This is a genomic window from Pseudomonas sp. Y3 TE3536 (genome assembly GCF_053629175.1).
Window position 1 is genome coordinate 3,901,593 of record NZ_JBRJHU010000001.1, and the last position, 22,440, is coordinate 3,924,032.

The 22,440-nt window shown below is 62.5% G+C and carries 22 protein-coding genes; 6 read left to right on the forward strand and 16 right to left on the reverse strand.

Annotated features, from left to right (window positions below; all coding sequences use genetic code 11):
• The first annotated feature begins 28 nt into the window (after window positions 1-28).
• The gene (locus AB7M33_RS17595) at window positions 29-2,278 is read left to right on the forward strand and encodes an Orn/Lys/Arg family decarboxylase (RefSeq protein ID WP_265967983.1); all 2,250 of its coding nucleotides are present in this window, start codon (window positions 29-31) and stop codon (window positions 2,276-2,278) included.
• Here AB7M33_RS17595 and AB7M33_RS17600 read toward each other — a convergent pair.
• A complete protein-coding gene (locus tag AB7M33_RS17600; protein ID WP_027592824.1) occupies window positions 2,262-2,480 on the reverse strand; it encodes a hypothetical protein in 219 nt (72 codons plus the stop codon). The genes AB7M33_RS17595 and AB7M33_RS17600 overlap by 17 nt on opposite strands.
• A 157-nt stretch (window positions 2,481-2,637) precedes the next feature.
• Between AB7M33_RS17600 and chrR the strand changes: the two genes are divergently transcribed.
• A complete protein-coding gene (gene chrR, locus AB7M33_RS17605) occupies window positions 2,638-3,195 on the forward strand; it encodes a class I chromate reductase ChrR (RefSeq protein ID WP_454243199.1) in 558 nt (185 codons plus the stop codon).
• A 40-nt stretch (window positions 3,196-3,235) separates the two neighbouring features.
• Here chrR and AB7M33_RS17610 read toward each other — a convergent pair whose 3' ends face one another.
• Window positions 3,236-5,302: a TonB-dependent receptor family protein gene (locus tag AB7M33_RS17610; RefSeq protein WP_454243200.1), complete on the reverse strand. Its 2,067-nt coding sequence runs from the start codon at window positions 5,300-5,302 to the stop codon at window positions 3,236-3,238.
• Between the two features lie 219 nt (window positions 5,303-5,521).
• Here AB7M33_RS17610 and AB7M33_RS17615 point away from each other — a divergent pair, with 219 nt between their 5' ends.
• The 3 genes from AB7M33_RS17615 to AB7M33_RS17625 are packed head-to-tail and all read left to right on the forward strand — an operon-like array spanning window position 5,522 to window position 6,509.
• The gene (locus AB7M33_RS17615) at window positions 5,522-5,770 is read left to right on the forward strand and encodes a helix-turn-helix domain-containing protein (protein WP_027592821.1); all 249 of its coding nucleotides are present in this window, start codon (window positions 5,522-5,524) and stop codon (window positions 5,768-5,770) included.
• 12 nt (window positions 5,771-5,782) lie between these two features.
• The gene (locus AB7M33_RS17620; protein WP_454244230.1) at window positions 5,783-6,154 is read left to right on the forward strand and encodes a head completion/stabilization protein; all 372 of its coding nucleotides are present in this window, start codon (window positions 5,783-5,785) and stop codon (window positions 6,152-6,154) included.
• Window positions 6,147-6,509 (forward strand): hypothetical protein, encoded by a 363-nt coding sequence (locus tag AB7M33_RS17625; protein WP_454243201.1) that lies wholly within the window; start codon window positions 6,147-6,149, stop codon window positions 6,507-6,509. Before AB7M33_RS17620 ends, AB7M33_RS17625 begins: the two co-directional genes overlap by 8 nt.
• On the opposite strand, the gene AB7M33_RS17630 is transcribed toward AB7M33_RS17625, so the two are convergent.
• On the reverse strand, window positions 6,506-6,895 hold the full coding sequence (locus AB7M33_RS17630) for a helix-turn-helix domain-containing protein (RefSeq protein WP_454243202.1): 390 nt from the start codon (window positions 6,893-6,895) through the stop codon (window positions 6,506-6,508). The genes AB7M33_RS17625 and AB7M33_RS17630 overlap by 4 nt on opposite strands.
• 200 nt (window positions 6,896-7,095) lie before the next feature.
• On the opposite strand from AB7M33_RS17630, the gene AB7M33_RS17635 reads away from it, so the two are divergent.
• The gene (locus AB7M33_RS17635) at window positions 7,096-7,344 is read left to right on the forward strand and encodes an ogr/Delta-like zinc finger family protein (RefSeq protein ID WP_081717454.1); all 249 of its coding nucleotides are present in this window, start codon (window positions 7,096-7,098) and stop codon (window positions 7,342-7,344) included.
• A gap of 65 nt (window positions 7,345-7,409) precedes the next feature.
• On the opposite strand, the gene nuoN is transcribed toward AB7M33_RS17635, so the two are convergent.
• From nuoN to AB7M33_RS17700, 13 genes are all read right to left on the reverse strand, one after another.
• A complete protein-coding gene (gene nuoN / locus AB7M33_RS17640; protein ID WP_085272593.1) occupies window positions 7,410-8,879 on the reverse strand; it encodes an NADH-quinone oxidoreductase subunit NuoN in 1,470 nt (489 codons plus the stop codon).
• Between the two features lie 7 nt (window positions 8,880-8,886).
• A complete protein-coding gene (gene nuoM, locus AB7M33_RS17645; protein ID WP_085272594.1) occupies window positions 8,887-10,419 on the reverse strand; it encodes an NADH-quinone oxidoreductase subunit M in 1,533 nt (510 codons plus the stop codon).
• Between the two features lie 40 nt (window positions 10,420-10,459).
• A complete protein-coding gene (gene nuoL, locus AB7M33_RS17650; RefSeq protein WP_027592816.1) occupies window positions 10,460-12,313 on the reverse strand; it encodes an NADH-quinone oxidoreductase subunit L in 1,854 nt (617 codons plus the stop codon).
• Entirely contained in the window at window positions 12,310-12,618 is a 309-nt protein-coding gene (nuoK, locus tag AB7M33_RS17655; RefSeq protein ID WP_008096201.1) for an NADH-quinone oxidoreductase subunit NuoK, read from the reverse strand. The genes nuoL and nuoK overlap by 4 nt, the downstream gene beginning before the upstream one ends.
• 3 nt (window positions 12,619-12,621) lie before the next feature.
• A complete protein-coding gene (nuoJ, locus tag AB7M33_RS17660; RefSeq protein WP_027592815.1) occupies window positions 12,622-13,122 on the reverse strand; it encodes an NADH-quinone oxidoreductase subunit J in 501 nt (166 codons plus the stop codon).
• 10 nt (window positions 13,123-13,132) lie between these two features.
• Entirely contained in the window at window positions 13,133-13,681 is a 549-nt protein-coding gene (gene nuoI / locus AB7M33_RS17665; protein ID WP_027592814.1) for an NADH-quinone oxidoreductase subunit NuoI, read from the reverse strand.
• Window positions 13,682-13,692: 11 nt separating this feature from the next.
• Window positions 13,693-14,700 carry an NADH-quinone oxidoreductase subunit NuoH gene (gene nuoH / locus AB7M33_RS17670; protein ID WP_027592813.1) on the reverse strand — a complete coding sequence of 336 codons (1,008 nt, stop codon included), beginning with the start codon at window positions 14,698-14,700 and terminating at the stop codon, window positions 13,693-13,695.
• Window positions 14,697-17,411 (reverse strand): NADH-quinone oxidoreductase subunit NuoG, encoded by a 2,715-nt coding sequence (gene nuoG / locus AB7M33_RS17675; RefSeq protein WP_412765352.1) that lies wholly within the window; start codon window positions 17,409-17,411, stop codon window positions 14,697-14,699. Before nuoG ends, nuoH begins: the two co-directional genes overlap by 4 nt.
• 132 nt (window positions 17,412-17,543) lie before the next feature.
• Window positions 17,544-18,923, reverse strand: coding sequence for an NADH-quinone oxidoreductase subunit NuoF (gene nuoF, locus AB7M33_RS17680; protein ID WP_027592811.1), 1,380 nt, complete (start codon window positions 18,921-18,923; stop codon window positions 17,544-17,546).
• The gene (gene nuoE, locus AB7M33_RS17685) at window positions 18,920-19,417 is read right to left on the reverse strand and encodes an NADH-quinone oxidoreductase subunit NuoE (protein ID WP_003251433.1); all 498 of its coding nucleotides are present in this window, start codon (window positions 19,415-19,417) and stop codon (window positions 18,920-18,922) included. The genes nuoF and nuoE overlap by 4 nt, the downstream gene beginning before the upstream one ends.
• 2 nt (window positions 19,418-19,419) lie before the next feature.
• A complete protein-coding gene (gene nuoC / locus AB7M33_RS17690) occupies window positions 19,420-21,201 on the reverse strand; it encodes an NADH-quinone oxidoreductase subunit C/D (protein ID WP_027592809.1) in 1,782 nt (593 codons plus the stop codon).
• Window positions 21,202-21,280: 79 nt separating this feature from the next.
• Window positions 21,281-21,958 carry a NuoB/complex I 20 kDa subunit family protein gene (locus AB7M33_RS17695; RefSeq protein ID WP_012313769.1) on the reverse strand — a complete coding sequence of 226 codons (678 nt, stop codon included), beginning with the start codon at window positions 21,956-21,958 and terminating at the stop codon, window positions 21,281-21,283.
• 10 nt (window positions 21,959-21,968) lie between these two features.
• Entirely contained in the window at window positions 21,969-22,382 is a 414-nt protein-coding gene (locus AB7M33_RS17700) for an NADH-quinone oxidoreductase subunit A (RefSeq protein WP_003251427.1), read from the reverse strand.
• Window positions 22,383-22,440 lie beyond the last annotated feature (58 nt).

Consider the following 22,440-nt stretch of genomic DNA (forward strand, 5'->3'; position numbering starts at 1 on the left):
CACCCCGTCCTTCAGAGGTAGTTGCCTGATGTACAAGGACCTCAAGTTCCCCATCCTCATCGTCCACCGTGCGATCAAGGCCGACAGCGTCGCCGGTGACCGCATACGGGGGATTGCCGAAGAGTTGAGCCAGGATGGCTTTGCCATTTTGGCCGCAGCGGACCACGCCGAAGCGCGACTGGTCGCCGCCACCCACCACGGCCTTGCCTGCATGCTGATAGCAGCCGAAGGCGTGGGCGAAAACACCCACCTGCTGCAGAACATGGCCGAGCTGATTCGCCTGGCCCGCTTGCGCGCGCCAGACCTGCCGATTTTCGCCCTGGGCGAACAGGTCACGTTGGAAAACGCCCCCGCCGAGGTCATGAGCGAGCTGAACCAGCTGCGCGGCATTCTGTATCTGTTCGAAGACACCGTGCCGTTTCTCGCACGCCAGGTGGCCCGCGCTGCCCACAGCTACCTCGACGGCCTGCTGCCGCCCTTTTTCAAAGCCCTGGTGCAGCACACCGCGCAATCCAATTACTCCTGGCATACACCGGGCCACGGCGGCGGCGTGGCCTATCACAAGAGCCCTGTAGGCCAGGCCTTCCACCAGTTTTTTGGGGAAAACACCCTGCGCTCAGACTTGTCAGTTTCGGTGCCGGAGCTGGGTTCGTTGCTGGATCACACCGGCCCGCTGGCTCAGGCAGAGGCCAGGGCCGCGCGTAATTTTGGTGCCGACCACACCTTCTTCGTGATCAACGGCACCTCCACCGCCAACAAGATCGTCTGGCACGCCATGGTCGGCCGTGATGACCTGGTGCTGGTGGACCGCAACTGCCACAAGTCGGTGGTCCACGCGATCATCATGACCGGGGCCATCCCGATCTATCTTTGCCCGGAACGCAATGAGCTGGGCATCATCGGCCCGATCCCGCTCAGTGAATTCAGCCCAGCTTCGATCCAGGCAAAGATCCAGGCCAACCCCCTGGCCCGTGACCGCGGGCAGCGCATCAAGCTGGCGGTGGTGACCAATTCCACCTACGACGGCCTGTGCTATCACGCCGGGCTGATCAAGCAGACGCTCGGTGCCAGCGTCGAGGTGCTGCACTTTGACGAGGCCTGGTTCGCTTACGCAGCGTTTCATGAGTTCTTCGAGGGGCGCTACGCCATGGGCACGGCCTGCGCGGCCGACAGCCCGTTGGTGTTCAGCACCCATTCCACACACAAGTTGCTGGCAGCGTTCAGCCAGGCGTCGATGATTCATGTGCAGGACGGCGCCAGGCGCCAGCTGGACCGGGACCGCTTCAATGAAGCGTTCATGATGCACATCTCGACCTCGCCGCAGTACAGCATCCTGGCGTCGCTGGACGTGGCCTCGACCATGATGGAAGGGCCGGCCGGGCGCTCGCTGTTGCAAGAAATGTTCGACGAGGCACTGAGCTTTCGCCGCGCGCTGGCCAATCTGCGCACGCACATCGCTGCCACCGACTGGTGGTTCAGCATCTGGCAGCCGCCGACGGCAGAAGGCATCCAGCACCTGGCCGCGCAGGACTGGCTGCTGCAGCCAGGGGCAGAGTGGCATGGTTTTGGGGAGGTGGCGGGCAACTACGTGCTGCTCGACCCGCTGAAGGTGACCTTGGTCATGCCCGGTTTGAGCGCAGGCGGTGTGCTGGGCGAGCAGGGTATTCCGGCAGCGGTGGTCAGCAAATTTCTCTGGGAGCGTGGGCTGGTGGTGGAAAAGACCGGCCTGTACAGCTTCCTGGTGCTGTTCTCCATGGGCATCACCAAGGGCAAATGGAGCACCTTGCTGACCGAGTTGCTGGAGTTCAAGCGCCACTACGATGGCAACACGCGGTTGAGCGCCTGCCTGCCCAGTGTGGTGGCAGCCGATGCCTCACGTTATCAGGGGATAGGGCTGCGCGACCTGTGTGACCAGTTGCACGAATGCTACCGCGCCAATGCCACGGCCAAGCAGCTCAAGCGGCTGTTCACGCGTTTGCCGGAGGTGGCTGTCAGCCCGGCCCGGGCGTATGACCAGATGGTGCGCGGCGAAGTGGAGGCCGTGCCGATCGAGGCCCTGCTGGGACGGGTGGCGGCCGTGATGCTGGTGCCGTATCCGCCGGGCATTCCGTTGATCATGCCGGGAGAGCGGTTCACCGAAGCGACCCGCTCGATACTCGACTACCTGGCATTTGCCCGGGCGTTCAACGATGGCTTCCCCGGATTCGTCGCCGACGTGCATGGCCTGCAGAACGAAAACGGTCGCTACACCGTGGATTGCATCAAGGAATACGAATGATCTCGACGCCGGTCTGTGCCAGCTCGAAACGGTTTTCGCCCAGGTGGTTGACCCGATCGCCGATGGCCAGGCGATAGGTGGTGATTGGCGCGCCCAATGTGCTGCCGTCGACTTGGAGGGTCGACTCTTGGAACTCGTGGACGGGGTAGATGCGGCCTTCGGCGTCACGGGCGTGGAATTGGCCGACCATTACTGCTGCCATTTGGGTGAAAACCTCTGAATTACGTAAGAAATGTCTGGAAACATAGACCGTACAAGATACCCGGAAGTTTTCGCCGGGTGGAAAAAAAACCAAAGCGCCGAGAAACGGTCATCTATAACTACAACGTCCTCTTAGCCAGCAAAGGTTGGAAATCGCCATGAGCCAGGTGTATTCGGTAGCGGTCGTCGTCGGCAGCTTGCGCAAGGATTCCTACAACCGCAAGGTAGCCCGCGCACTTTCGGAGCTGGCGCCGTCCAGCCTTGCCTTGAAGATTGTCGAGATTGGCGATCTGCCCCTGTACAACGAAGACGTCGAGGCCACCGCGCCGGAGTCCTGGAAGCGCTTTCGTGACGAGATTCGCCGCAGTGACGCAGTGCTGTTCGTCACGCCGGAGTACAACCGTTCGGTGCCGGGTTGCCTGAAGAACGCAATTGATGTTGGCTCACGGCCTTATGGCGAAAGCGCTTGGAGCGGCAAGCCGACGGCAGTGGTGAGTGTGTCGCCGGGGGCCATTGGCGGCTTTGGTGCCAACCATGCCGTGCGCCAGTCGCTGGTGTTTCTCGACATGCCTTGCATGCAGATGCCTGAGGCGTACCTAGGGGGCGCGGCGAACCTGTTCGAGGAATCCGGCAAACTCAACGATAAGACGCGGCCGTTTCTGCAGGGGTTTGTCGACAAGTTCGCTGCGTGGGTCAAATTGAACAGGGCGGTCTGAAGCCCTGTTCAGGTGCGGGGGCGCAGGGCGGCCTCGGCGTTTATCGGAAGCTGTAGGAAACCCCCGCATAAACCCCAAACCCTTCACCCGGCGTCGAGCGGGCAATGTCCTGCCCGGCGTCGTTGTAGCCTGGCGTTACTGTCGCGGCGTAACGTTTGTTGGTCAGGTTGCGCAGGTCCAGCCAGGTCTGCCAGTCCTGTTTCGGTGAGTCCCAGCCCAGGCGCGCGCCCAGCAAGGCATAGGCGTCGGCGTGATAGCTGTTGGCATAATCCACCTGCACCTTCGACGCCATCTGCGTGTTGACCCCGGCATAGAAGCCGCTGGGCCAGTCATAGCGCAGCTCACCCTGGTAGTAGTGCATGGGGATGCCCGGCAGGCGGTTGTCGCCGAACTGCTCGTCGTCACGGTAGTGGAAGTCACTGAAGGTGTAGGCCTGGCGCAGGCTCAGCTTGCCTGTACCTGCTTGCTCCCACAGCGTAGTGTCCAGGCCTGCCTCGACACCCTGGTGCACGGTGGCGCTGGCATTGAACTCTTTGGCCGGCAGGCCTGGCACGATTTCCACGGCCAACAGTTCGTGGCGCACTTGCGAGTAATACCAGGCCAGGTCCCAACGCCCCAACGCCGAGTCGCCGCGCGCGCCGAGCTCCAGCGTGGTGGCTGTCTGATTTTGCAGGTCGATCGGCTGCGTCGCTACCGGTGAGCTCCAGATCAGCGACCAGGGGTGTGGCGGCTCGACCGAGCGGCTCAGGTTGCCGTAAACCTGCAGTTGCGGGCTGATGTCGTAGCGCAGGCCCAGGCGCGGCGCGTAGTCCCAGTCATGCTGGCTGACCTTGCCACCCGTGAGCGGGTAGCTGACGTCGCTTTCGCGGCGGGTGTAGATCATCGCCAGGCCGGTGGTCAGCCACAGGTCCGGGATTAGCTCCAGATCGTTGCCTGCATGCAACACGGTGTCCGAGCCCTGGTAGCTGAAGTCGCGGCTGCGTGCGCCGAAGTTATCGCCGCTGGTACGGGCAAATTGCGAGGCGCCACTGTTGGGCAGGTGTTTGGTGGTTCGCCAGCCTAGGGTGGTCTTGCTCTCGCGGCCCAGCAGGGTGTCGCGGCGGAAGTAGTTCAGGGTGCCGCTGACATCGGTGTAAGCCACTTTCAGGCGCATCGGGCCTTCGCGCAGGTCCATTGGGAAGTCGTGATAGACCAGCCCGGCTTCCACCCGGGCATCGTCCTCGAGGTAGAAGGTGGTCTTGTTGGCCACCCAGGTGCTGCCCGGTTGCGGGCGGCTGTCGTCGCGCGCCAGGTACGCCGCGTTGGCGGCACGCGGGTCATGCTTGATCTGGTCTTTGGTCAGGCGCCCGGCCAGGTCGTTCTCGGTTTCCCGGTAACGCAGGTAGAAACGCGTTTCCAGGTTCGGGTTGAAACGGTAGCCGACGTTCGCGGCAATACCTTTGGCACTGCCACTGCTGTGCGCCTGATAGCCGTCGTATTCCGAGTCGGTCAGCGCCACGTAGTAATCGAGGTTGCCCAGCACCTGGCCCGAGCTGATGTGCCGATGCTGGTAGCCGCGGCTGCCGACCTCGTATCGCACCTGCAAGGGCGCAGCATCGTAGCCGGTATGGGTCACGTAGTTGATGGCGCCACCCAGGGCCAGGGCGCCTTGATCGAAGCCATTGGCCCCGCGCAAAACCTCGGCACGGCTCAGCCACAGCGGCTCGAACAGCTCGTATGGGGTACCGCCTGGGCCGGTGAGCGGCAAACCGTCGAACATCGTGTAGACACCGGAACCGTGCGCCCCAGGTGCCCGGTTGATGCCCGACCCACGGATCGACAGCTTGATACCGTCATTGCCCGCCGACTGGGCGAACACGCCAGGCTGGTAGGCGAGTACATCCTGGTTACTGGCGACCCGGCCTTGCCCCACACGCTGCATGTCCACCAGGTTGCTGGCGCCTGGGATTTCGCGCAAACGCTCGCTGGCGGCCGTCAGTTCGCTTTGCTCCTCGTCGGTGATCAGCACCTGGCCCAACTCGACCGATTGTGCGGCCAGGGCCGGTGGCGTGGCGGTGATGGCAGCCAGCAGGCCAAGGCAAGACGAGAGGGGTAAAACGGAACGCATCGTACGACTCCAGGCGAAAGGCGAATGGACAACGGCGTTGAGACGAGCGAAACGGCGCTTGGAGCACGAAGAACTGCAGTAAATCTTGCGCAACCTTCGTCAGACGGTTTTGTAGGCAAGTTCTTTACAAGTTGCTTGGCTGGAGAGGGTGCGGGGGGCTTCGTAAGGTGTTTGCAGATCGGCAGTGATGCCTCTCTCAAACACTCGTGGAGTTCAACGATGAATGACAACGCACGACACTCGCCCGAATCCCTCTCGGATTCACCCATCCACCTGACGCCGCGTGAGCGGCAGGTATTGCTGTGGTGTGCCTACGGCAAGAGCTCGTGGGAAATTGGCCAGATCTTGGAGTGCAAGGAGTCAACGGTGAACTTTCACGTTGCCAATATCTTGCGCAAGTTCGATGTGCCTACACGCGTGGCGGCCGTCATCAGGGCGATTCGCTACGGCATGCTGGCCGAGCAGTGAGGGGGGATGAACATGAATCAGCGAACAGCAACTCATCTTGAACCTACTGCCGTAGGGCCCCGGTTCCCGGACTGCCATGACCCGTTCTGGCCGCGCCTGGAGCTGGCAGCATTGCGTGAGCGCTTGCAGCTTCAGCCGGATACCAGCCAGGCGCATTTCGAGGTTGCAGTACAATGCGCCGCTATCGATGCAGCGCGAGAGTTCGCACGTTGGCGCGCGGCACTGCGTGAGCGGGGCTATAAACGCCTGGAGGATGTGTCCGGGCACGATCATGGGCGGGCACTGCTGGTTTGTTACACGCGCTTTGTAGAGGCCTCGATCTTGCGAGATCTGCGCGCAGTTCCCCACCGGAAGGCGTCGCGCAGGGGGGGTGCTTATGCGTGAATGCACATTGTTCGAGGGCCTGTTCGTGGCCGCTCTGGAGCTAGTGGGCATGGATGGCACAGTCCTGTTCAGCGCGTTGCTGGGGGCCCTGTTGGTCAGCGCGGCCCGAGACCGCTTGATCACCAATACATCCAGGCGGCTTACGATCTGCAAGAAAGGGCTGTTGGTGTTCGTGACCGTAGGTGTGGGCCACCTGTTCGAGCCCTTGGTGACGTCCCTGGCACCCATGCTTACCCGAGGCATGGCCGCCTTCGTGGCATCAGTGGTGGTAATCCCGATCAGCCTAAAGGTCATGGCTTCGCTGGATGCGCTGGACCCGAAGGAAATCATCCAGCGTTGGCGCCGCAGAGGTTAATTGCTGATGGTGTCAGGCATGTATTTGGCAAGCTCGCTCAGCTGTTGTTGCAGTTGTTGGATACGTTGTTTGTCCTGGATGAGCAGGAGCACCGCCTGGCGGTCGTCTGCAGACAGCGTGCGTAGCCGCTCGAGCATGTCCCACTCCCAGTCATCCTTGTCAGCGTTGCGATTTTGTACGGGTTCACCCAGCAGCAGCCAGTCGAGGGAGCACGCATGCTGCCTGGCGATTTCTATGCATATTGAGTATGGGATGCTGTCGCGAACCTTCCAGCTGCTCAACGTCTGTGGGCTGATGGCCAGCGCTCTGGATAGCTCAGCATCCGTCTCGCAGCCCATCAAAAGCTTCAGGCGCGCAAGTACAGGCGATAGCAAGTGAGTACTCATAACAATTATCCATGTCTGGTTTAATGATATTCCATGGGCTTAAACTACTCGTTATGAATACAGCCCTGCGTTTTAAGGAGCATTTCTGCAATGAGAAGCATCAAACTGAAGAATACATTCACTTCCGCAGTAAATACTGACAAAACTAAACGATCATTCTCACAGATCGGCGGCGTGTTTAATGCCTGCAGGTGCCTGCCGTGAGTACGTATAAGCTGGTCTGCCCGCATTGCAACAGCCGTATGCGCATACGTACCAGTGAGGGGCGCCATATATTTCTTCGGGTCGCCTACCTGCAATGCACCACCGAGGCCTGTGGCTGGTCAGTGCGAGCCGAGTTTGAAATGACCCATGAACTTTCTCCCAGCGGGATGCCCAACCCTGAAGTCCACTTGCCATCGGCCAATGGCGACCTGCGCAGGGCCGCATTGCCTGAAGCGGTCGAGTAGGCAGCCCATTGGCGCAGAAAAAAAAACACCCCGCATGAGCGGGGTGTTTTGTATTGCAGGGCTGATCAGCCGATCAGTTGCAGGCCGGCCTGCTGAACCATTTCCAGCAGCGGTTGCGGGTAGACACCGAGCACGAAGGCCAGGATAGCGATGGCCAGCAGCATGACGCCGCCGGTGCGCTGTTCCCACTTCAGCGGGGCATCGTGACGACGCAGGTTTGGCTCGACCAGGTACAGGGTGACCATGACGCGCAGGTAGTAGTAAACACCGATGGCGCTACCGATCACCAAGGCGCCGACCAGCCACCACAGGTGCGACTCGACGCCGGTGGCGATGATGTAGAACTTGCCGATGAAGCCTGCAGTCAGCGGGATGCCGGCCAGCGACAGCATCATCACGGTGAGCACGGCAGTCAGGTACGGACGGCGCCAGAACAGGCCACGGTACTCGTACAGGGCGTCAGCATCACGGCCGCCGTACGGCGAGGACATCAACGTGATGACGCCGAAGGCACCCAGGCTGGTGATCACGTAGGTGACCAGGTACACGCCCATGGCTTCCAGGGCCAGGCCCTTGCTGGCGACCAGGGCGATGACCAGGTAACCGAAGTGGGCGATCGACGAGTAACCCAGCAGACGCTTGAGGTTGCTCTGGGTCAGTGCCAACAGGTTACCGACCAGGATCGAAGCCACCGCGATCACCGCCAGAACGGTGCTCAGCACGCCGCTACTGGCAGCAGGGGAGAGCATGAACAGGCGCACGACCACGGCGAATACCGCAACCTTGCTGGCGGTGGCCAGGAACGCAGCGACCGGCGCCGGAGCACCTTCGTACACGTCCGGGGTCCACAGGTGGAACGGCACCAGCGACAGCTTGAAGGCCAGGCCGACCAGCATCATGCCCAGGCCCAGTTGTGCGACCAGGCTTGGCATGTTGGTGGCTGCCAGGGCTTTACCGATCTGGTCGAAGCTCAGGCTACCGGCATCAGCGTACAGCAGTGCCATGCCGAACAGCAGGAAGGCAGAACCTGCAGCCGACAGCACCATGTACTTGATGCCGGCTTCCAGCGAACGCTTGTTGAAGAAGGCATACGCCACCAGGCCATAGACCGGTACCGACAGCAGCTCCAGGCCGATGAACAGGCCGGCCAGGTGGTTGGCACTGACCAGCACCAGGCCACCCAGTGCCGACATCAGCAGCAGCAGGTAGAGTTCTTCACGGTTGCCCGGGAAGCCTTTGGCGCCTTCGCCCAGGTAAGCGTGGGCCAGCGTGACACAGGCCAGCGTGGCCACCAGGATGATCGCCATGTACAAGCAGGCGAACTTGTCGATGGTGATCAGCGAAGTGACCGCCAGGGGCGCGACCTTCAGTGCTGGCAAGATCGACAGCAAGGCCAGGTTCAGGCCCACGGTGGACAGCAGGAAGGTCTGCGAGTGGTTGCGCTTCCAGGCGATCGCCAGCATCACCACCACCGTGGTGATGGTGGTGATCAGCATCGGCGCCAATGCGATGAAGTGTTGAGTGGTGAATTCCATAGCGCTCTTACCGGGCCGAAGCGAGTTGAGTGAAAGCGGAACCAAGCCACTGCTGCACACCGCTCATGGTGGCGGCAGAAGTGTCGAGGAACGGCTGCGGGTACACACCAAGCACGATCAGCAGCACTGCCAGGCCCAGCACCATGATCAGCTCGCGGCCGTCCATGCCGGCCAGCACGGTGTCGCTTTTGCTTGGGCCGAAGTAGGCGCGGTGGATCATGATCAGCGAGTAGACCGAGCCGAAGACCAGGCCGGTGGTGGCGATCACGGTGATCCACGGCACGCTGGCGAAGCTGCCGATCAGGATCAGGAACTCGCCGACGAAGTTGCCGGTGCCTGGCAGGCCCAGCGATGCGGCGGCGAAGAACAGGCTGATCGCAGGCAGGTAGGCGATGCGGTGCCACAGGCCACCCATTTGACGCATGTCACGGGTATGCAGGCGCTCGTACAGCTGGCCGGACAGGATGAACAGCGCAGCAGCCGACAGGCCGTGGGCCAGCATCTGGATCACCGCGCCTTGCAGGGCTTGCTGGCTGCCGGAGTAGATACCGATCAGCACGAAGCCCATGTGCGAAACGCTGGAGAAGGCGATCAGGCGCTTGATGTCGGTTTGCGCGAAGGCCAGGAAGGCACCGTAGAAGATACCGATCAGGCCCAGGGTCATGGCGATCGGTGCAAACTCGGCCGAGGCGTTCGGGAACAGCGGCAGTGCGAAGCGCAGCAAGCCGTAGGCCGCTGTCTTCAGCAAGATACCCGCCAGGTCCACGGAGCCTGCAGTCGGTGCCTGGGCGTGCGCATCAGGCAGCCAGGAGTGGAACGGCACCACCGGCAGCTTGACCGCGAAGGCGATGAAGAAGCCCAGCATCAGCACGTACTCGACACCGGCCGGCAGTTCGGCCTTGAGCAGGTCGCTGTAGTTGAAGGTGAGTACGCCGGTGGTGTTGTAGTTGACCAGCACCAGGCCAAGGATCGCCACCAACATGATCAGGCCGCTGGCCTGGGTGAAGATGAAGAACTTGGTTGCAGCGTAGATCCGGGTCTTCTTGCCGTCTGCAGAGCTGTGACCCCAGAGCGCGATGAGGAAATACATCGGCACCAGCATCATTTCCCAGAAGAAGAAGAACAGGAACAGGTCCAGGGCCAGGAACACACCGACCACACCGCCCAGAATCCACATCAGGTTGAGGTGGAAGAAGCCGACGTGGCGCTGGATCTCTTTCCAGGAGCACAGTACCGACAGCACACCGAGCAGGCCGGTCAGCAGGATCATCAGCAGCGACAGGCCGTCGAGGGCCAGGTGGATGCTGATGCCGAAGCGCTTGATCCACTCGACTTTGTATTCGAGTGCCCAGGCAGGTTCGGCGCCCGGAGCAGGGGCCAGGGTGTAGTCGCCGGTGCCCCACAGGTACAGGCCGATGCCGAGCAGCAGGGACATGGTCAGCAGCGCGATCCAGCGCGGCAGGGTGGCGCCGAAGCGCTCACCCAGCCAGCACAGGAAGCCGCCGATGAAGGGGATCAGGATCAGCCAAGGCAAAATCATGACGGGTTGGTTTCCTTTGGCAAAGTCGCAAGATTCATAGTCATACCGCGGCCACTACCACAGCACCGAGTACCAGCACGGCGCCGACGGCGATCGAGGCGGTGTACCAACGCAGCTGGCCGGTCTCGGTCTTGCTCATGGCGACGTGGCCGCCACGGGCCATCCGAGGGATCAGGCCAATGCTGCGGTCAACCGGGTCCTTGCGCAGGATGTGGCTGATCAGCAGGTAAGGTTTGACGAAGAGCTTGTCGTAGATCCAGTCGAAGCCCCAGGCAGCGAACCACCAGGCCGACAGGACGCGGCCGATGCTGCTGTTGGCGACGGCGCTGACGAAACGACGCTTGCCCAGGAACAGCAGGGCCGACAGCAGGATACCGGCGATGGCGATGGCACCCGAGGCGATCTCCAGCGAGTGCTTGGCGTCGCCACCGGCATGGCCGGCGCTTTCAGGCAGTACACCGGCCAGTGGCGGGGTGATCCAGGCGCCGACGAAGGTCGACAGCACGATCAGCACGCCCAGCGGCAGCCAGTGGCTGATGCCGTGGCCCGCGTGGGCTTCGGTCTTGGCTTCGCCGTGGAAGGCGATGAAGATCAGGCGGAAGGTGTACAGCGAGGTCATGAACGCACCGACCAGGCCGGCGTACAGCAAACCGGTGTTGCCGCTGGCGAAGGCTTCCCAGAGGATCTCGTCCTTGGAATAGAAGCCCACGGTGACGATTGGCAGGGCAGCCAGGGCAGCACCACCGACCACGAAGCTGGCGTAGGCCAGCGGCAGTTTCTTCCACAGGCCGCCCATCTTGAAGATGTTCTGCTCGTGGTGGCAGGCAACGATCACCGCACCGGAGGCAAGGAACAGCAGGGCCTTGAAGAAGGCGTGGGTCATCAGGTGGAAGATCGCCGCGTCCCAGGCGCCAACGCCCAGGGCCAGGAACATGTAGCCGATCTGGCTCATGGTCGAGTAGGCGAGGATACGCTTGATGTCGGTCTGAACCAGCGCGGCGAAGCCGGCCAGTACCAGGGTCACACCGCCGACTACGCCGACCAGGTGCAGGACGTCCGGCGCCAGCAGGAACAGGCCGTTGGTACGGGCGATCAGGTATACGCCCGCGGTCACCATGGTTGCGGCGTGGATCAGTGCCGAAACTGGGGTCGGGCCCGCCATTGCGTCGGCCAGCCAGGTCTGCAGCGGCAGCTGGGCCGATTTACCGACCGCGCCACCCAGCAGCATCAGGGTAGCCAGGACCATCCAGGTGTCACCCGCCTGGAACTTCTGCGGTGCCAGCACCAGCAGTTCCTGCACGTTCAGGGTACCCAGCTGGGCGAACAGGATGAACAGGCCGATGGCCATGAACACGTCGCCGATACGGGTGACGATGAAGGCCTTGAGTGCTGCATTACCGTTGTTGCGGTTGCTGTAGTAGAAACCGATCAACAGGTACGAGCACAGGCCCACGCCTTCCCAGCCGAAGTAGATGAACAGCAGGTTATCGCCCAGCACCAGGAACAGCATGCTGGCGATGAACAGGTTGGTGTACGAGAAGAAGCGCGAGTAACCGGCTTCGCCACGCATGTACCAGGACGCGAACAGGTGGATCAGGAAGCCTACGCCGGTGACCACGCCGAGCATGGTGACCGACAGGCCGTCCACGTACAGGGTGAAGTTCGGCGCAAAGCCGTCCACCGACATCCACTGCCACAGCAGCTGGCTGTACGCACCGCCTTCAGGCGGGGCGACGTTGAACTGCCAGATCACGTAGGCGGCTGTTGCGGCCGAGAGGCCCACCGAGCCGACGCCGATCAGGGCGGACAGGTTCTCCGAGAACCGCCCGCGCGAGAACGACAGCAGCAAGAAGCCGATCAGGGGGAAGACGAAAGTCAGGAAGATAAGGTTCATCCGCGCATCTCACTGGCAGCATCGATGTCGAGAGTGTGGAAGCGGCGATACAGCTGCAGCAGGATAGCCAGGCCAATACTGGCCTCGGCGGCTGCCAGGCTGATCACCAGAATGAACATCACCTGGCCGTCGGGTTGGACCCAACGGGCACCGGCGACGATGAACGCCAGCGCAGAGGCGTTCATCATGACTTCCAGGCTCATGAGCACGAAGAGGATGTTGCGGCGGACCATCAGGCCAACCAGACCTAAGCAGAACAGGATGCCGGCGACCGCCAGACCATGCTCGAGAGGGATAGCACCCATGATTTACTCCTTCGCCTCGTTGCGGCCCAGGTGGAAGGCGGTGACGGCTGCGGCGAGCAGCAGCATCGAGGCCAGTTCGACCACCAGCAGGTACGGGCCGAACAGGCTGATGCCCACGGCCTTGGCGTCCACGGTGGTACCGCTGATGGCTGCGCCGCTTGGGGTGACGAACAGCACGTACAGCAGCTCGAGCAGCAGCAGGGCGGCGAGGATCACCGGCCCGGCCCATATGCCAGGCTTGAGCCAGCCGCGCTCCTGGGCGACCGACGCCGGCCCCAGGTTGAGCATCATTACCACGAAGACGAACAGCACCATGATGGCGCCGGCGTAGGCGATCACTTCCAGGGCGCCGGCGAACGGCGCACCCAGGGCGAAGAAGATCATTGCCACGGAAATCAGCGAAATGATCAGGTAGAGCAGGGCGTGCACGGGGTTGGTGCCGGTCACCACCCGAAGGGTGGAGACCACGGCGATCCCGGATGCGAAGTAGAAAGCGAATTCCATCTTTCTGTCCTTATGGGAGCAAGCTCTTCACGTTGATCGGCTCGGCTTCGTTCTGTGCAGAGCCTTTCGGCTTGCCAGCGATCGCCATACCCGCAACACGGTAGAAGTTGTAGTCAGGGTTCTTGCCGGGGCCGGAGATCAGCAGATCTTCTTTCTCGTACACCAGGTCCTGACGCTTGAACTCGGCCATTTCGAAATCCGGAGTCAGCTGGATCGCGGTGGTCGGGCACGCCTCTTCGCACAGGCCGCAGAAGATGCAGCGCGAGAAGTTGATGCGGAAGAACTCGGGGTACCAACGACCGTCCTCGGTCTCGGCCTTCTGCAGCGAAATGCAGCCGACCGGGCAGGCCACCGCGCAGAGGTTGCACGCTACGCAGCGCTCCTCGCCGTCGGGGTCGCGGGTGAGGACAATGCGGCCGCGGTAGCGCGGCGGCAGGTACACCGCTTCTTCGGGGTACTGCAGGGTGTCGCGCTTGCGGAACCCGTGGGAGAACACCATGGCCAGGCTGCGCAGCTGAGTGCCAGTGCCCTTAACGATGTCGCCGATATACTTGAACATGGGTCAAATCCTCACTGGGCCGCGACGGCTGGCGTGTTGTAAAGCACGATCGCAGCGGTCACCAGCAAATTGATCAGGGTCAGCGGCAGGCAGAACTTCCAGCTGAAGTCCATCACCTGGTCATAGCGTGGGCGCGGGATCGAGGCGCGCAGCAGGATGAACAGCATGATGAAGAACGCGGTTTTCAGCGCGAACCACAGGAACGGCACCTGAGGCAGCAGGTCGAACGGACCGTGCCAGCCGCCGAAGAACAGGGTCACCAGCAGCGCCGAGATGAGGATGATGCCGATGTACTCACCGACGAAGAACATGCCCCATTTCATGCCGGCATACTCGATGTGGTAGCCGTCGGCCAGTTCCTGTTCCGCTTCCGGCTGGTCGAACGGGTGACGGTGAGTCACAGCGACGCCAGCGATGAAGAAGGTGCAGAAGCCGAAGAACTGCGGAATGATGAACCACAGGTTCTGGGCCTGGTATTCAACGATGTCGCGCATGTTGAACGAACCCACCTGCACCACCACGCCCATCAGCGCCAGGCCCAGGAACACCTCGTACGAGACGGTCTGTGCCGATGCCCGCAAGCTGCCCAGCAACGCGTACTTGTTGTTCGACGACCAACCGGCGAACAGCACGGCGTACACCGACAGGCCGGCCATGGCGAAGAAGAACAGCAGGCCGATGTTCAGGTCGGCGACGCCCCAGCCCGGTGTGATCGGGATGATCGAGAAGCCGATCAGCAGGGCGCTCATGGCTACGACCGGCGCCAGGGTGAAGATCATCTTGTCGACGAAGGGCGGGTTCCAGTCTTCCTTGAAGAACATCTTCAGCATGTCGGCGGCGATCTGGAACATGCCGAACGGGCCGACCCGGTTCGGACCGTAGCGGTCCTGCCACCAGCCCAGCAGGCGGCGCTCGACGAAGCTGAGCAGGGCGCCGCAGACCACCACTGCGAGCAGCACCACGATAGCCTTGACGACCTGGATGATCACATCGATCACTTCGGGGGTGAACCAGCTCATTGTGCTGCCTCCTGCAGGCCTTCGACGGATGCACCGAAGATGGCAGGCGGAATACCGGCCAGGCCTTTCGGCAGCGCGACCAGGCCAGCGCCCAGCTCTTCATTGATGCGCAGCGGCAGGCGCAGGGCCACACCGGCGACGTTCAGGCTCAGCAGGGCACCCTCGTTGACGCCCAGGCGGTCCGCTTCGGACTTGGCCAGGGCCACGTAGGCAGGCTGAATGCGCTCTTGCACCGGGGCGGCGCGCGAGGAGCTTTCTTCGCTGCCGAACAGGTGGAAGAACGGCACGGCGGTCCAGGTGCCACGGGCCGGGTTGAACGCGCCCGGAATGGCGTTGAACCAATTCAGGCGGTCGCCTTGCGATTCGATCAGGCGCACGCCCGGGTCACCGGCACGCAGATGGCCACCGACCTCGTCCTGGAACTTGTTCCAGGCTTGCGGCGAGTTCCAGCCCGGCGACCAGGCGAACGGCACTTGTTGGCGCGGTTCGACGGAGCCCGAGTAACCTTCCATCGAGAAGGCGAACGCGGTGTCCTTGTCTTGCGGGGTGCGCGGTTCGTGCACGCTGATGTTGGCGCGCATGGCGGTACGGCCGGAGTAGCGCAGCGGCTCACGGGCCAGTTTCATGCCCTTGATGCGGAACGCGGCGGAAGGCGCTGCATTGACGATGCCAGCCAGTTGTGGGGCGGCTTCGGCACAGGCGCTGGTGACGTGGTCCAGTTGGGTCCAGTCGACCGGCTTGTTCAGCAGGGTCGCACGCAGGGCGTGCATCCAGCGCCAGCCTTCGTGGACCAGGATGCTGCTGTCCAGGTATTGCGGGTCGAACACCTGGAAGAAGCGCTGGGCGCGGCCTTCCTGGCTGACCAGGGTGCCGTCGCCTTCGGCGAACGAGGCTGCCGGCAGTACCAGGTGAGCGCGCTCCAGGGTGGCGGTGTTGGAGTGGTCGGCAACGATCACGACTTTGGCTGCAGCCAGGGCGGCATCGACCTTGGCGGCCGAGACGCGGGTGTACAGGTCGTTTTCCAGGACCACGATGGCGTCGGCTTTGCCGCTGATGACCGCGTCCAGCGCGGCATCGACGGACTCACCGCCCAGCATCGCCAGGCCGAAGCTGTTGGCTTCAGGCACGACCAGGCTAAGCGAACCGTTTTTCTCGCGCAGCTTCAGGGCCTTGGCGATGTTGGCGGCGGCTTCGATCAGCGCCGGGTCGGCCAGCGAGGTACCGGCAACCACCAATGGGCGCTTGGCCGCAACCAGGGCGTCGGCGATGCGCTGGGCCAGGGCCTTGGCTTCTTCGTCCAGGCCTGCAACGGCCGGGGCGCTCGGGTCGATGGCATGGGCCACGGCGAAGCCGATGCGGGCCAGGTCAGCCGGGGCTGCGTGTACGCATTCTTCAGCGACGTCATCCAGCTTGGTTTCAGCCAGGCTGGCGATGAACAGCGGGTACAGCGCGTGCTGGCCGATGTTTTTCACCGCGGCGTCCAGCCAAGGCTGCACTTTCATCGCCTCGGCCATGGCTTCGGCCTTGCCTTTGGTGGCCTGGCGTACGGACAGGGCAACGCGGGCGGCGGTCTGGGTCAGGTCTTCGCCAAGCACGAACACAGCGTCGTGGTCTTCGATGTCGCGCAGGGTCGGCACCGGCAGCGGGCTGTTGTTCAGCACGTTCAGGGCCAGGCGCACACGGGCCAGTTCGCCCGCTTCCATGCCCGAATAGAAGTAGTCGGCGCCGACCAGCTCACGCAGGCCGTAGTTGCTTTCGAGGCTGGCGCGCGGCGAGCCGATACCGACGATGGTGCGGCCGCGCAGCAGGTCGGCGGCTTTGTCCAGTGCGGCGTCCAGGCTCAGCTTGGTGCCATCGGCCAGGCGTGGCTGGCGTGGGCGGTCGGTGCGGTTGACGTAGCCATAACCGAAGCGGCCGCGGTCGCACAGGAAGTACTGGTTGACCGAGCCGTTGAAGCGGTTTTCGATGCGACGCAGTTCACCGTAGCGCTCGCCGGGGCTGATGTTGCAGCCACTGGAGCAGCCGTGGCAGATGCTCGGTGCGAACTGCATGTCCCACTTGCGGTTGTAGCGCTCGGAGTGGGTCTTGTCGGTGAACACGCCGGTCGGGCAGACCTCGGTCAGGTTGCCGGAGAACTCGCTTTCCAGCACGCCGTCTTCAACGCGGCCGAAGTACACGTTGTCGTGGGCGCCATAGACACCCAGGTCGGTACCGCCTGCGTAGTCCTTGTAGTAGCGCACGCAGCGGTAGCAGGCGATGCAGCGGTTCATCTCGTGTGCGATGAACGGGCCGAGGTCCTGGTTCTGGTGGGTACGCTTGGTGAAACGGTAGCGGCGCTCGTTGTGGCCGGTCATTACCGTCATGTCCTGCAGGTGGCAGTGACCGCCTTCCTCGCACACTGGGCAGTCGTGCGGGTGGTTGGTCATCAGCCATTCGACGACGCTGGCGCGAAACGCCTTGGACTCTTCATCTTCGATGGAGATCCAGGTGCCGTCGGAGGCAGGGGTCATGCAGGACATGACGATACGACCACGGGTGTCGTTTTCGTCGGTGTACTGCTTGACCGCGCACTGCCGGCAGGCGCCAACGCTACCAAGCGCGGGGTGCCAGCAGAAATAAGGGATGTCGAGGCCGAGCGACAGACACGCCTGTAACAGGTTGTCTGCACCGTTGACTTCGAGCGCTTTGCCGTCTACGTGGATAGTGGCCATTGTTCAAAGTTCTTCGTTGGCCCGCGTGAGCGGGCGTGGCTAATGGAAATCTGTATGCCTGCGGCCCGCCGCGAATCGTTCGGGCCGGCCTGCAGGCTGGCGGGTGGCACGGACCACCCGCAGCTCATCTTGTTATGCGCCGACCACGATCGGCCCGCTCGGTACTGGCTTGGCCAGGTTCGGGCGCAGGGCATCGGCAGCACTGGCTGGGGCGACACCGGCCTCGAATTCGGAGCGGAAGTATTTGATGGCACTGCCCAACGGCTCGACGGCACCTGGTGCGTGAGCACAGAAGGTACGGCCTGGGCCGAGGAAGTTGACCAGGCCCAGCAGGGTCTCGATGTCTTCGGCGCGGCCTTGGCCTTGCTCCAGCGAGCGCAGCATTTTCACGCTCCACGGCAGGCCGTCACGGCATGGGGTGCACCAGCCGCACGATTCGCGGGCGAAGAACTCTTCCATGTTGCGCAGCAGCGAGACCATGTTGATGCTGTCGTCGACCGCCATGGCCAGGCCAGTACCCATCCGGGTGCCAACCTTGGCGATGCCGCCGGCGTACATCTGTGCGTCGAGGTGCTCGGGCAGCAGGAAGCCGGTACCGGCGCCACCTGGCTGCCAGCACTTGAGCTTGAAGCCATCGCGCATGCCGCCGGCGTAGTCTTCGAACAGCTCACGGGCGGTGACGCCGAATGGCAGTTCCCACAGGCCAGGGTTTTTCACCTTGCCGGAGAAGCCCATCAGCTTGGTGCCGTGGTCTTCGCTGCCTTCGCGGGCCAGCGACTTGTACCAGTCGTTGCCGTTGGCGACGATGGCCGGCACGTTGCACAGGGTCTCGACGTTGTTCACGCAGGTCGGCTTGCCCCATACGCCAACGGCGGCAGGGAAGGGCGGCTTGGAACGTGGGTTGGCGCGACGGCCTTCCAGCGAGTTGATCAGTGCGGTTTCTTCACCGCAGATGTAGCGGCCGGCACCGGTGTGCACGAACAGCTCGAAGTCAAAGCCCGAGCCCAGGATGTTCTTGCCCAGGAGGCCAGCGGCCTTGGCTTCGTCGATGGCGCGGTTTAGGTTTTTCGCTGCGGTGGTGTACTCGCCACGCAGGAAGATGTAGCCACGGTAGGCCTTCAGGGCGCGGGCGCTGATCAGCATGCCCTCGACCAGCAGATGGGGCTGTTGCTCCATCAGCATGCGGTCCTTCCAGGTGTTCGGCTCCATTTCGTCCGCGTTGCACAGCAGGTAGCGGATGTTCATGGATTCGTCTTTAGGCATCAGGCCCCACTTCACACCCGTGGGGAAGCCTGCGCCGCCGCGGCCCTTGAGGCCGGAGTCTTTGACGTTCTGCACGATGTCGTCTTGCGACATCTCGCTCAGTGCCTTGCGGGCAGCAGCGTAGCCGTTCTTGGCCTGGTACTCGGCAAGCCAGACCGGCTCGCCGTCGTCACGCAGACGCCAGGTCAGTGGGTGGGTTTCGGCCGAACGCGCGATGCGGTTGGCCGGGCCGAAGGAAGTAATGGTCATACGTAACCCTCCAGCAGTTTGGAAACGCCAGCAGGCTGCACGTCGCCAAAGGTGTCATCGTCGATCATCAGGGCCGGGGCCTTGTCGCAGTTGCCCAGGCAGCAGACCGGCAGCAGGGTGAAGCGCCCGTCGGCGGTGGTCTGGCCGAGGCCGATGCCCAGTTCGCTTTGGATCTGGCTGACCACCGACTCGTGGCCACCGATGTAGCAGACCATGCTGTCGCACACGCGGATAATGTGGCGGCCGACCGGCTGACGGAAGATCTGGCTGTAGAACGTAGCCACGCCCTCGACGTCACTGGCCGGGATGCCCAGCACTTCGCCGATGGCGTGAATGGCGCCGTCCGGCACCCAGCCACGTTCCTTTTGGACAATCTTCAAGGCTTCGATGGACGCCGCGCGCGGGTCCTCGTAGTGATGCATCTCGTGCTCGATGGCCGAGCGCTCGGTTTCGCTCAGGGCGAAACGGTCTGTCTGGATAAGCGTGCTGTTCATGCTTAGCGGTCCACGTCAGCCATAACGAAGTCGATACTGCCCAGGTACGCAATGAGGTCGGCGACCATGCTGCCTTTGATCACCGAAGGGATCTGCTGCAGGTGCGGGTAGCTCGGGGTACGGATCCGGGTGCGGTAGCTCATGGTGCCGCCATCGCTCGTCAGGTAGTAACTGTTGATGCCCTTGGTCGCTTCGATCATCTGGAACGACTCGTTGGCCGGCATGACCGGGCCCCACGAGACTTGCAGGAAGTGCGTGATCAAGGTTTCGATGTGCTGCAGGGTGCGCTCTTTCGGCGGCGGCGTGGTCAGCGGGTGATCCGCCTTGTACGGGCCTTCCGGCATGTTGCGCAGGCACTGGTCGATGATGCGGATACTCTGACGCATCTCCTCAACACGGACCATGCAGCGATCGTAGGCATCGCCGTTGTGGGCCAGCGGTACTTCGAACTCGAAGTTTTCGTAGCCAGAATACGGGCGCGCTTTACGCAGGTCGAAGTCGCAACCAGTGGAACGCAGGCCGGCACCGGTGGTGCCCCATTCCAGCGCTTCCTTGGTGTTGTACGCGGCGACGCCGACGGTACGGCCCTTGAGGATGCTGTTCTGCAGGGCGGCCTTGGTGTATTCGTCGAGGCGCTTAGGCAGCCAGTCGACGAAGTCCTTGACCAGCTTGTCCCAGCCGCGCGGCAGGTCGTGGGCGACGCCACCGATGCGGTACCAGGCCGGGTGCAGGCGGAAACCAGTGATTGCTTCGATCACGGTGTAGGCGCGCTGGCGGTCGGTGAAGGTGAAGAACACCGGGGTCATGGCGCCGACGTCCTGGATGTAGGTACCCAGGAACAGCAGGTGGCTGGTGATGCGGAAGAACTCGGCGAGCATGATGCGAATCACGTCGACCTTCTGCGGCACCTTGATGCCGGCCAGCTTCTCTACCGCCAGTACGTACGGCAGGTTGTTCATCACCCCGCCGAGGTAGTCGATACGGTCGGTGTAGGGGATGAAACTGTGCCAGGACTGGCGCTCGGCCATCTTCTCGGCGCCACGGTGGTGGTAGCCGATGTCCGGGACGCAGTCGACGATCTCTTCACCGTCCAGCTGCAGGACGATACGGAACGCACCGTGGGCAGAGGGGTGGTTGGGGCCGAGGTTGAGGAACATGTAGTCCTCGTTGGCGCCCTGGCGCTTCATACCCCAGGCTTCCGGGTTGAAACGTGCCGATTCCTCTTCAAGCTGCTGCTTGGCCAGGGTCAGGCTGTAGGGGTCGAACTCGGTGGCGCGGGCAGGGTAGTCCTTGCGCAGCGGGTGGCCTTCCCAGGTGGGCGGCATCATGATGCGGCTCAGGTGCGGGTGGCCGGCAAAGTCGATGCCGAACATGTCCCAGACTTCGCGCTCGTACCAGTTGGCGTTGGGCCAGATGCCGGTCACGGTCGGCAGGTTCAGGTCGCCTTCGCTGAGCGACACCTTGATCATCACGTCGCTGTTACGCTCGACCGACAGCAGGTGGTAGAACACGCTGAAATCGGCGGCGGGCAGGCCGCGGCGCTGGGTGCGCAGGCGCTCGTCGACGCCATGCAGGTCGTACAGCATGCTGTACGGCTTGGCGACGTTGCGCAGGAAGCTGAGTACTTCTTTGAGCTGTGCACGTTTTACCCACAGCACCGGCATGCCGGTGCGGGTTTCCTGGGCGACGAATGCGTCGGCACCAAAACGGTTGTGCAATTCGACGACCACATCCTGGTCGTCAGCCTTGTAAGGCGGAATATAAATAGCGGTGTCCGCTGTCATGGTCTCGGTCGCTTTGAGTCAACGTAGAGAATGAAGCCAGGCCGCCGGCTCCTTGGGGAGCGGGCGGCAGGTCGCTGGATCAGACTTCGTCGGGGCTGCGCAGGTTGGTTACCGCGATACGCTGTTCACGACGCAGGTCTTTCTGGGCAGGCATCTCGGCACGGTAAATGCCTTGATCACCAACAACCCAGGAAAGCGGGCGTCGCTCCTGGCCAATCGACTCCTGCAGCAGCATCAAGCCTTGCAGGAACGCTTCAGGGCGAGGCGGGCAGCCAGGCACGTAAACATCCACGGGGAGGAACTTGTCGACCCCCTGAACGACCGAGTAAATGTCGTACATGCCACCGGAGTTGGCGCACGAACCCATGGAGATGACCCACTTCGGCTCGAGCATCTGCTCGTACAGGCGCTGAATGATCGGCGCCATCTTGATGAAGCAGGTACCGGCGATGACCATGAAGTCGGCCTGACGCGGCGAGGCCCGGATGACTTCGGCGCCGAAGCGGGCGATGTCGTGGGGCGCCGTGAAGGCCGTGGTCATTTCCACGTAGCAGCAGGACAGGCCGAAGTTATACGGCCAGAGGGAGTTCTTGCGACCCCAGTTGACCGCGCCACGCAGCACATCTTCGAGTTTCCCCATGTAGATGTTCTTGTGGACCTGGTCCTCGAGCAGTTGGTCGGTGACGGTTTCCCGTTCACCTACCGGGTACTGCTCGTTGGGCGCATCCGGATCGATTCTGGTGAGATTGTATTGCATTGCCAAAGCCTCATTGTTTCAGCTTCGCTTGCCGCTTGCGGCGACCTTCGGGAGCCCAATCAAGAGCACCGACGCGCCAAAGGTAGACAAGACCTGCCAACAGAATTGCTATGAAAACGAGTGCTTCGACGAACCCGGTCCAGCCGCTTTCGCGGACGGACACAGACCATGCAAAGAGGAAGAGGGCTTCGATATCGAAGATCACGAACAGCATCGCGACCAGATAGAATTTGGCGGACAGGCGCAGGCGGGCGCTGCCGACGGGCAGCATGCCGGATTCGAAGGGTTCGTTCTTGGCGCGGCCCCAGGCCTTGCTACCGAGCAGGCTGGACAGACCGAGCATGAAGGCACACAGGCCGACGACACCCAAAAGGAAGATGGCAAAGCCCCAGTTGTGGGCGATGAGTCCTGCCGAATCGGACATGCTAGAGATCCTTATACAGAGACCCAGCTCTGCAGTCTGAAATAAGTAGAGCGGCGAC

Coding starts and splice junctions, on each gene's coding strand:
- AB7M33_RS17595 (WP_265967983.1), top strand. CDS start 29: ATGTACAAGGACCTCAAGTTCCCCATCCTCATCGTCCACCGTGCGATC.
- AB7M33_RS17600 (WP_027592824.1), bottom strand. CDS start 2,480: ATGGCAGCAGTAATGGTCGGCCAATTCCACGCCCGTGACGCCGAAGGC.
- chrR (WP_454243199.1), top strand. CDS start 2,638: ATGAGCCAGGTGTATTCGGTAGCGGTCGTCGTCGGCAGCTTGCGCAAG.
- AB7M33_RS17610 (WP_454243200.1), bottom strand. CDS start 5,302: ATGCGTTCCGTTTTACCCCTCTCGTCTTGCCTTGGCCTGCTGGCTGCC.
- AB7M33_RS17615 (WP_027592821.1), top strand. CDS start 5,522: ATGAATGACAACGCACGACACTCGCCCGAATCCCTCTCGGATTCACCC.
- AB7M33_RS17620 (WP_454244230.1), top strand. CDS start 5,783: ATGAATCAGCGAACAGCAACTCATCTTGAACCTACTGCCGTAGGGCCC.
- AB7M33_RS17625 (WP_454243201.1), top strand. CDS start 6,147: ATGCGTGAATGCACATTGTTCGAGGGCCTGTTCGTGGCCGCTCTGGAG.
- AB7M33_RS17630 (WP_454243202.1), bottom strand. CDS start 6,895: ATGAGTACTCACTTGCTATCGCCTGTACTTGCGCGCCTGAAGCTTTTG.
- nuoN (WP_085272593.1), bottom strand. CDS start 8,879: ATGGAATTCACCACTCAACACTTCATCGCATTGGCGCCGATGCTGATC.
- nuoM (WP_085272594.1), bottom strand. CDS start 10,419: ATGATTTTGCCTTGGCTGATCCTGATCCCCTTCATCGGCGGCTTCCTG.
- nuoL (WP_027592816.1), bottom strand. CDS start 12,313: ATGAACCTTATCTTCCTGACTTTCGTCTTCCCCCTGATCGGCTTCTTG.
- nuoK (WP_008096201.1), bottom strand. CDS start 12,618: ATGGGTGCTATCCCTCTCGAGCATGGTCTGGCGGTCGCCGGCATCCTG.
- nuoJ (WP_027592815.1), bottom strand. CDS start 13,122: ATGGAATTCGCTTTCTACTTCGCATCCGGGATCGCCGTGGTCTCCACC.
- nuoI (WP_027592814.1), bottom strand. CDS start 13,681: ATGTTCAAGTATATCGGCGACATCGTTAAGGGCACTGGCACTCAGCTG.
- nuoH (WP_027592813.1), bottom strand. CDS start 14,700: ATGAGCTGGTTCACCCCCGAAGTGATCGATGTGATCATCCAGGTCGTC.
- nuoG (WP_412765352.1), bottom strand. CDS start 17,411: ATGGCCACTATCCACGTAGACGGCAAAGCGCTCGAAGTCAACGGTGCA.
- nuoF (WP_027592811.1), bottom strand. CDS start 18,923: ATGACCATTACTTCCTTCGGCCCGGCCAACCGCATCGCGCGTTCGGCC.
- nuoE (WP_003251433.1), bottom strand. CDS start 19,417: ATGAACAGCACGCTTATCCAGACAGACCGTTTCGCCCTGAGCGAAACC.
- nuoC (WP_027592809.1), bottom strand. CDS start 21,201: ATGACAGCGGACACCGCTATTTATATTCCGCCTTACAAGGCTGACGAC.
- AB7M33_RS17695 (WP_012313769.1), bottom strand. CDS start 21,958: ATGCAATACAATCTCACCAGAATCGATCCGGATGCGCCCAACGAGCAG.
- AB7M33_RS17700 (WP_003251427.1), bottom strand. CDS start 22,382: ATGTCCGATTCGGCAGGACTCATCGCCCACAACTGGGGCTTTGCCATC.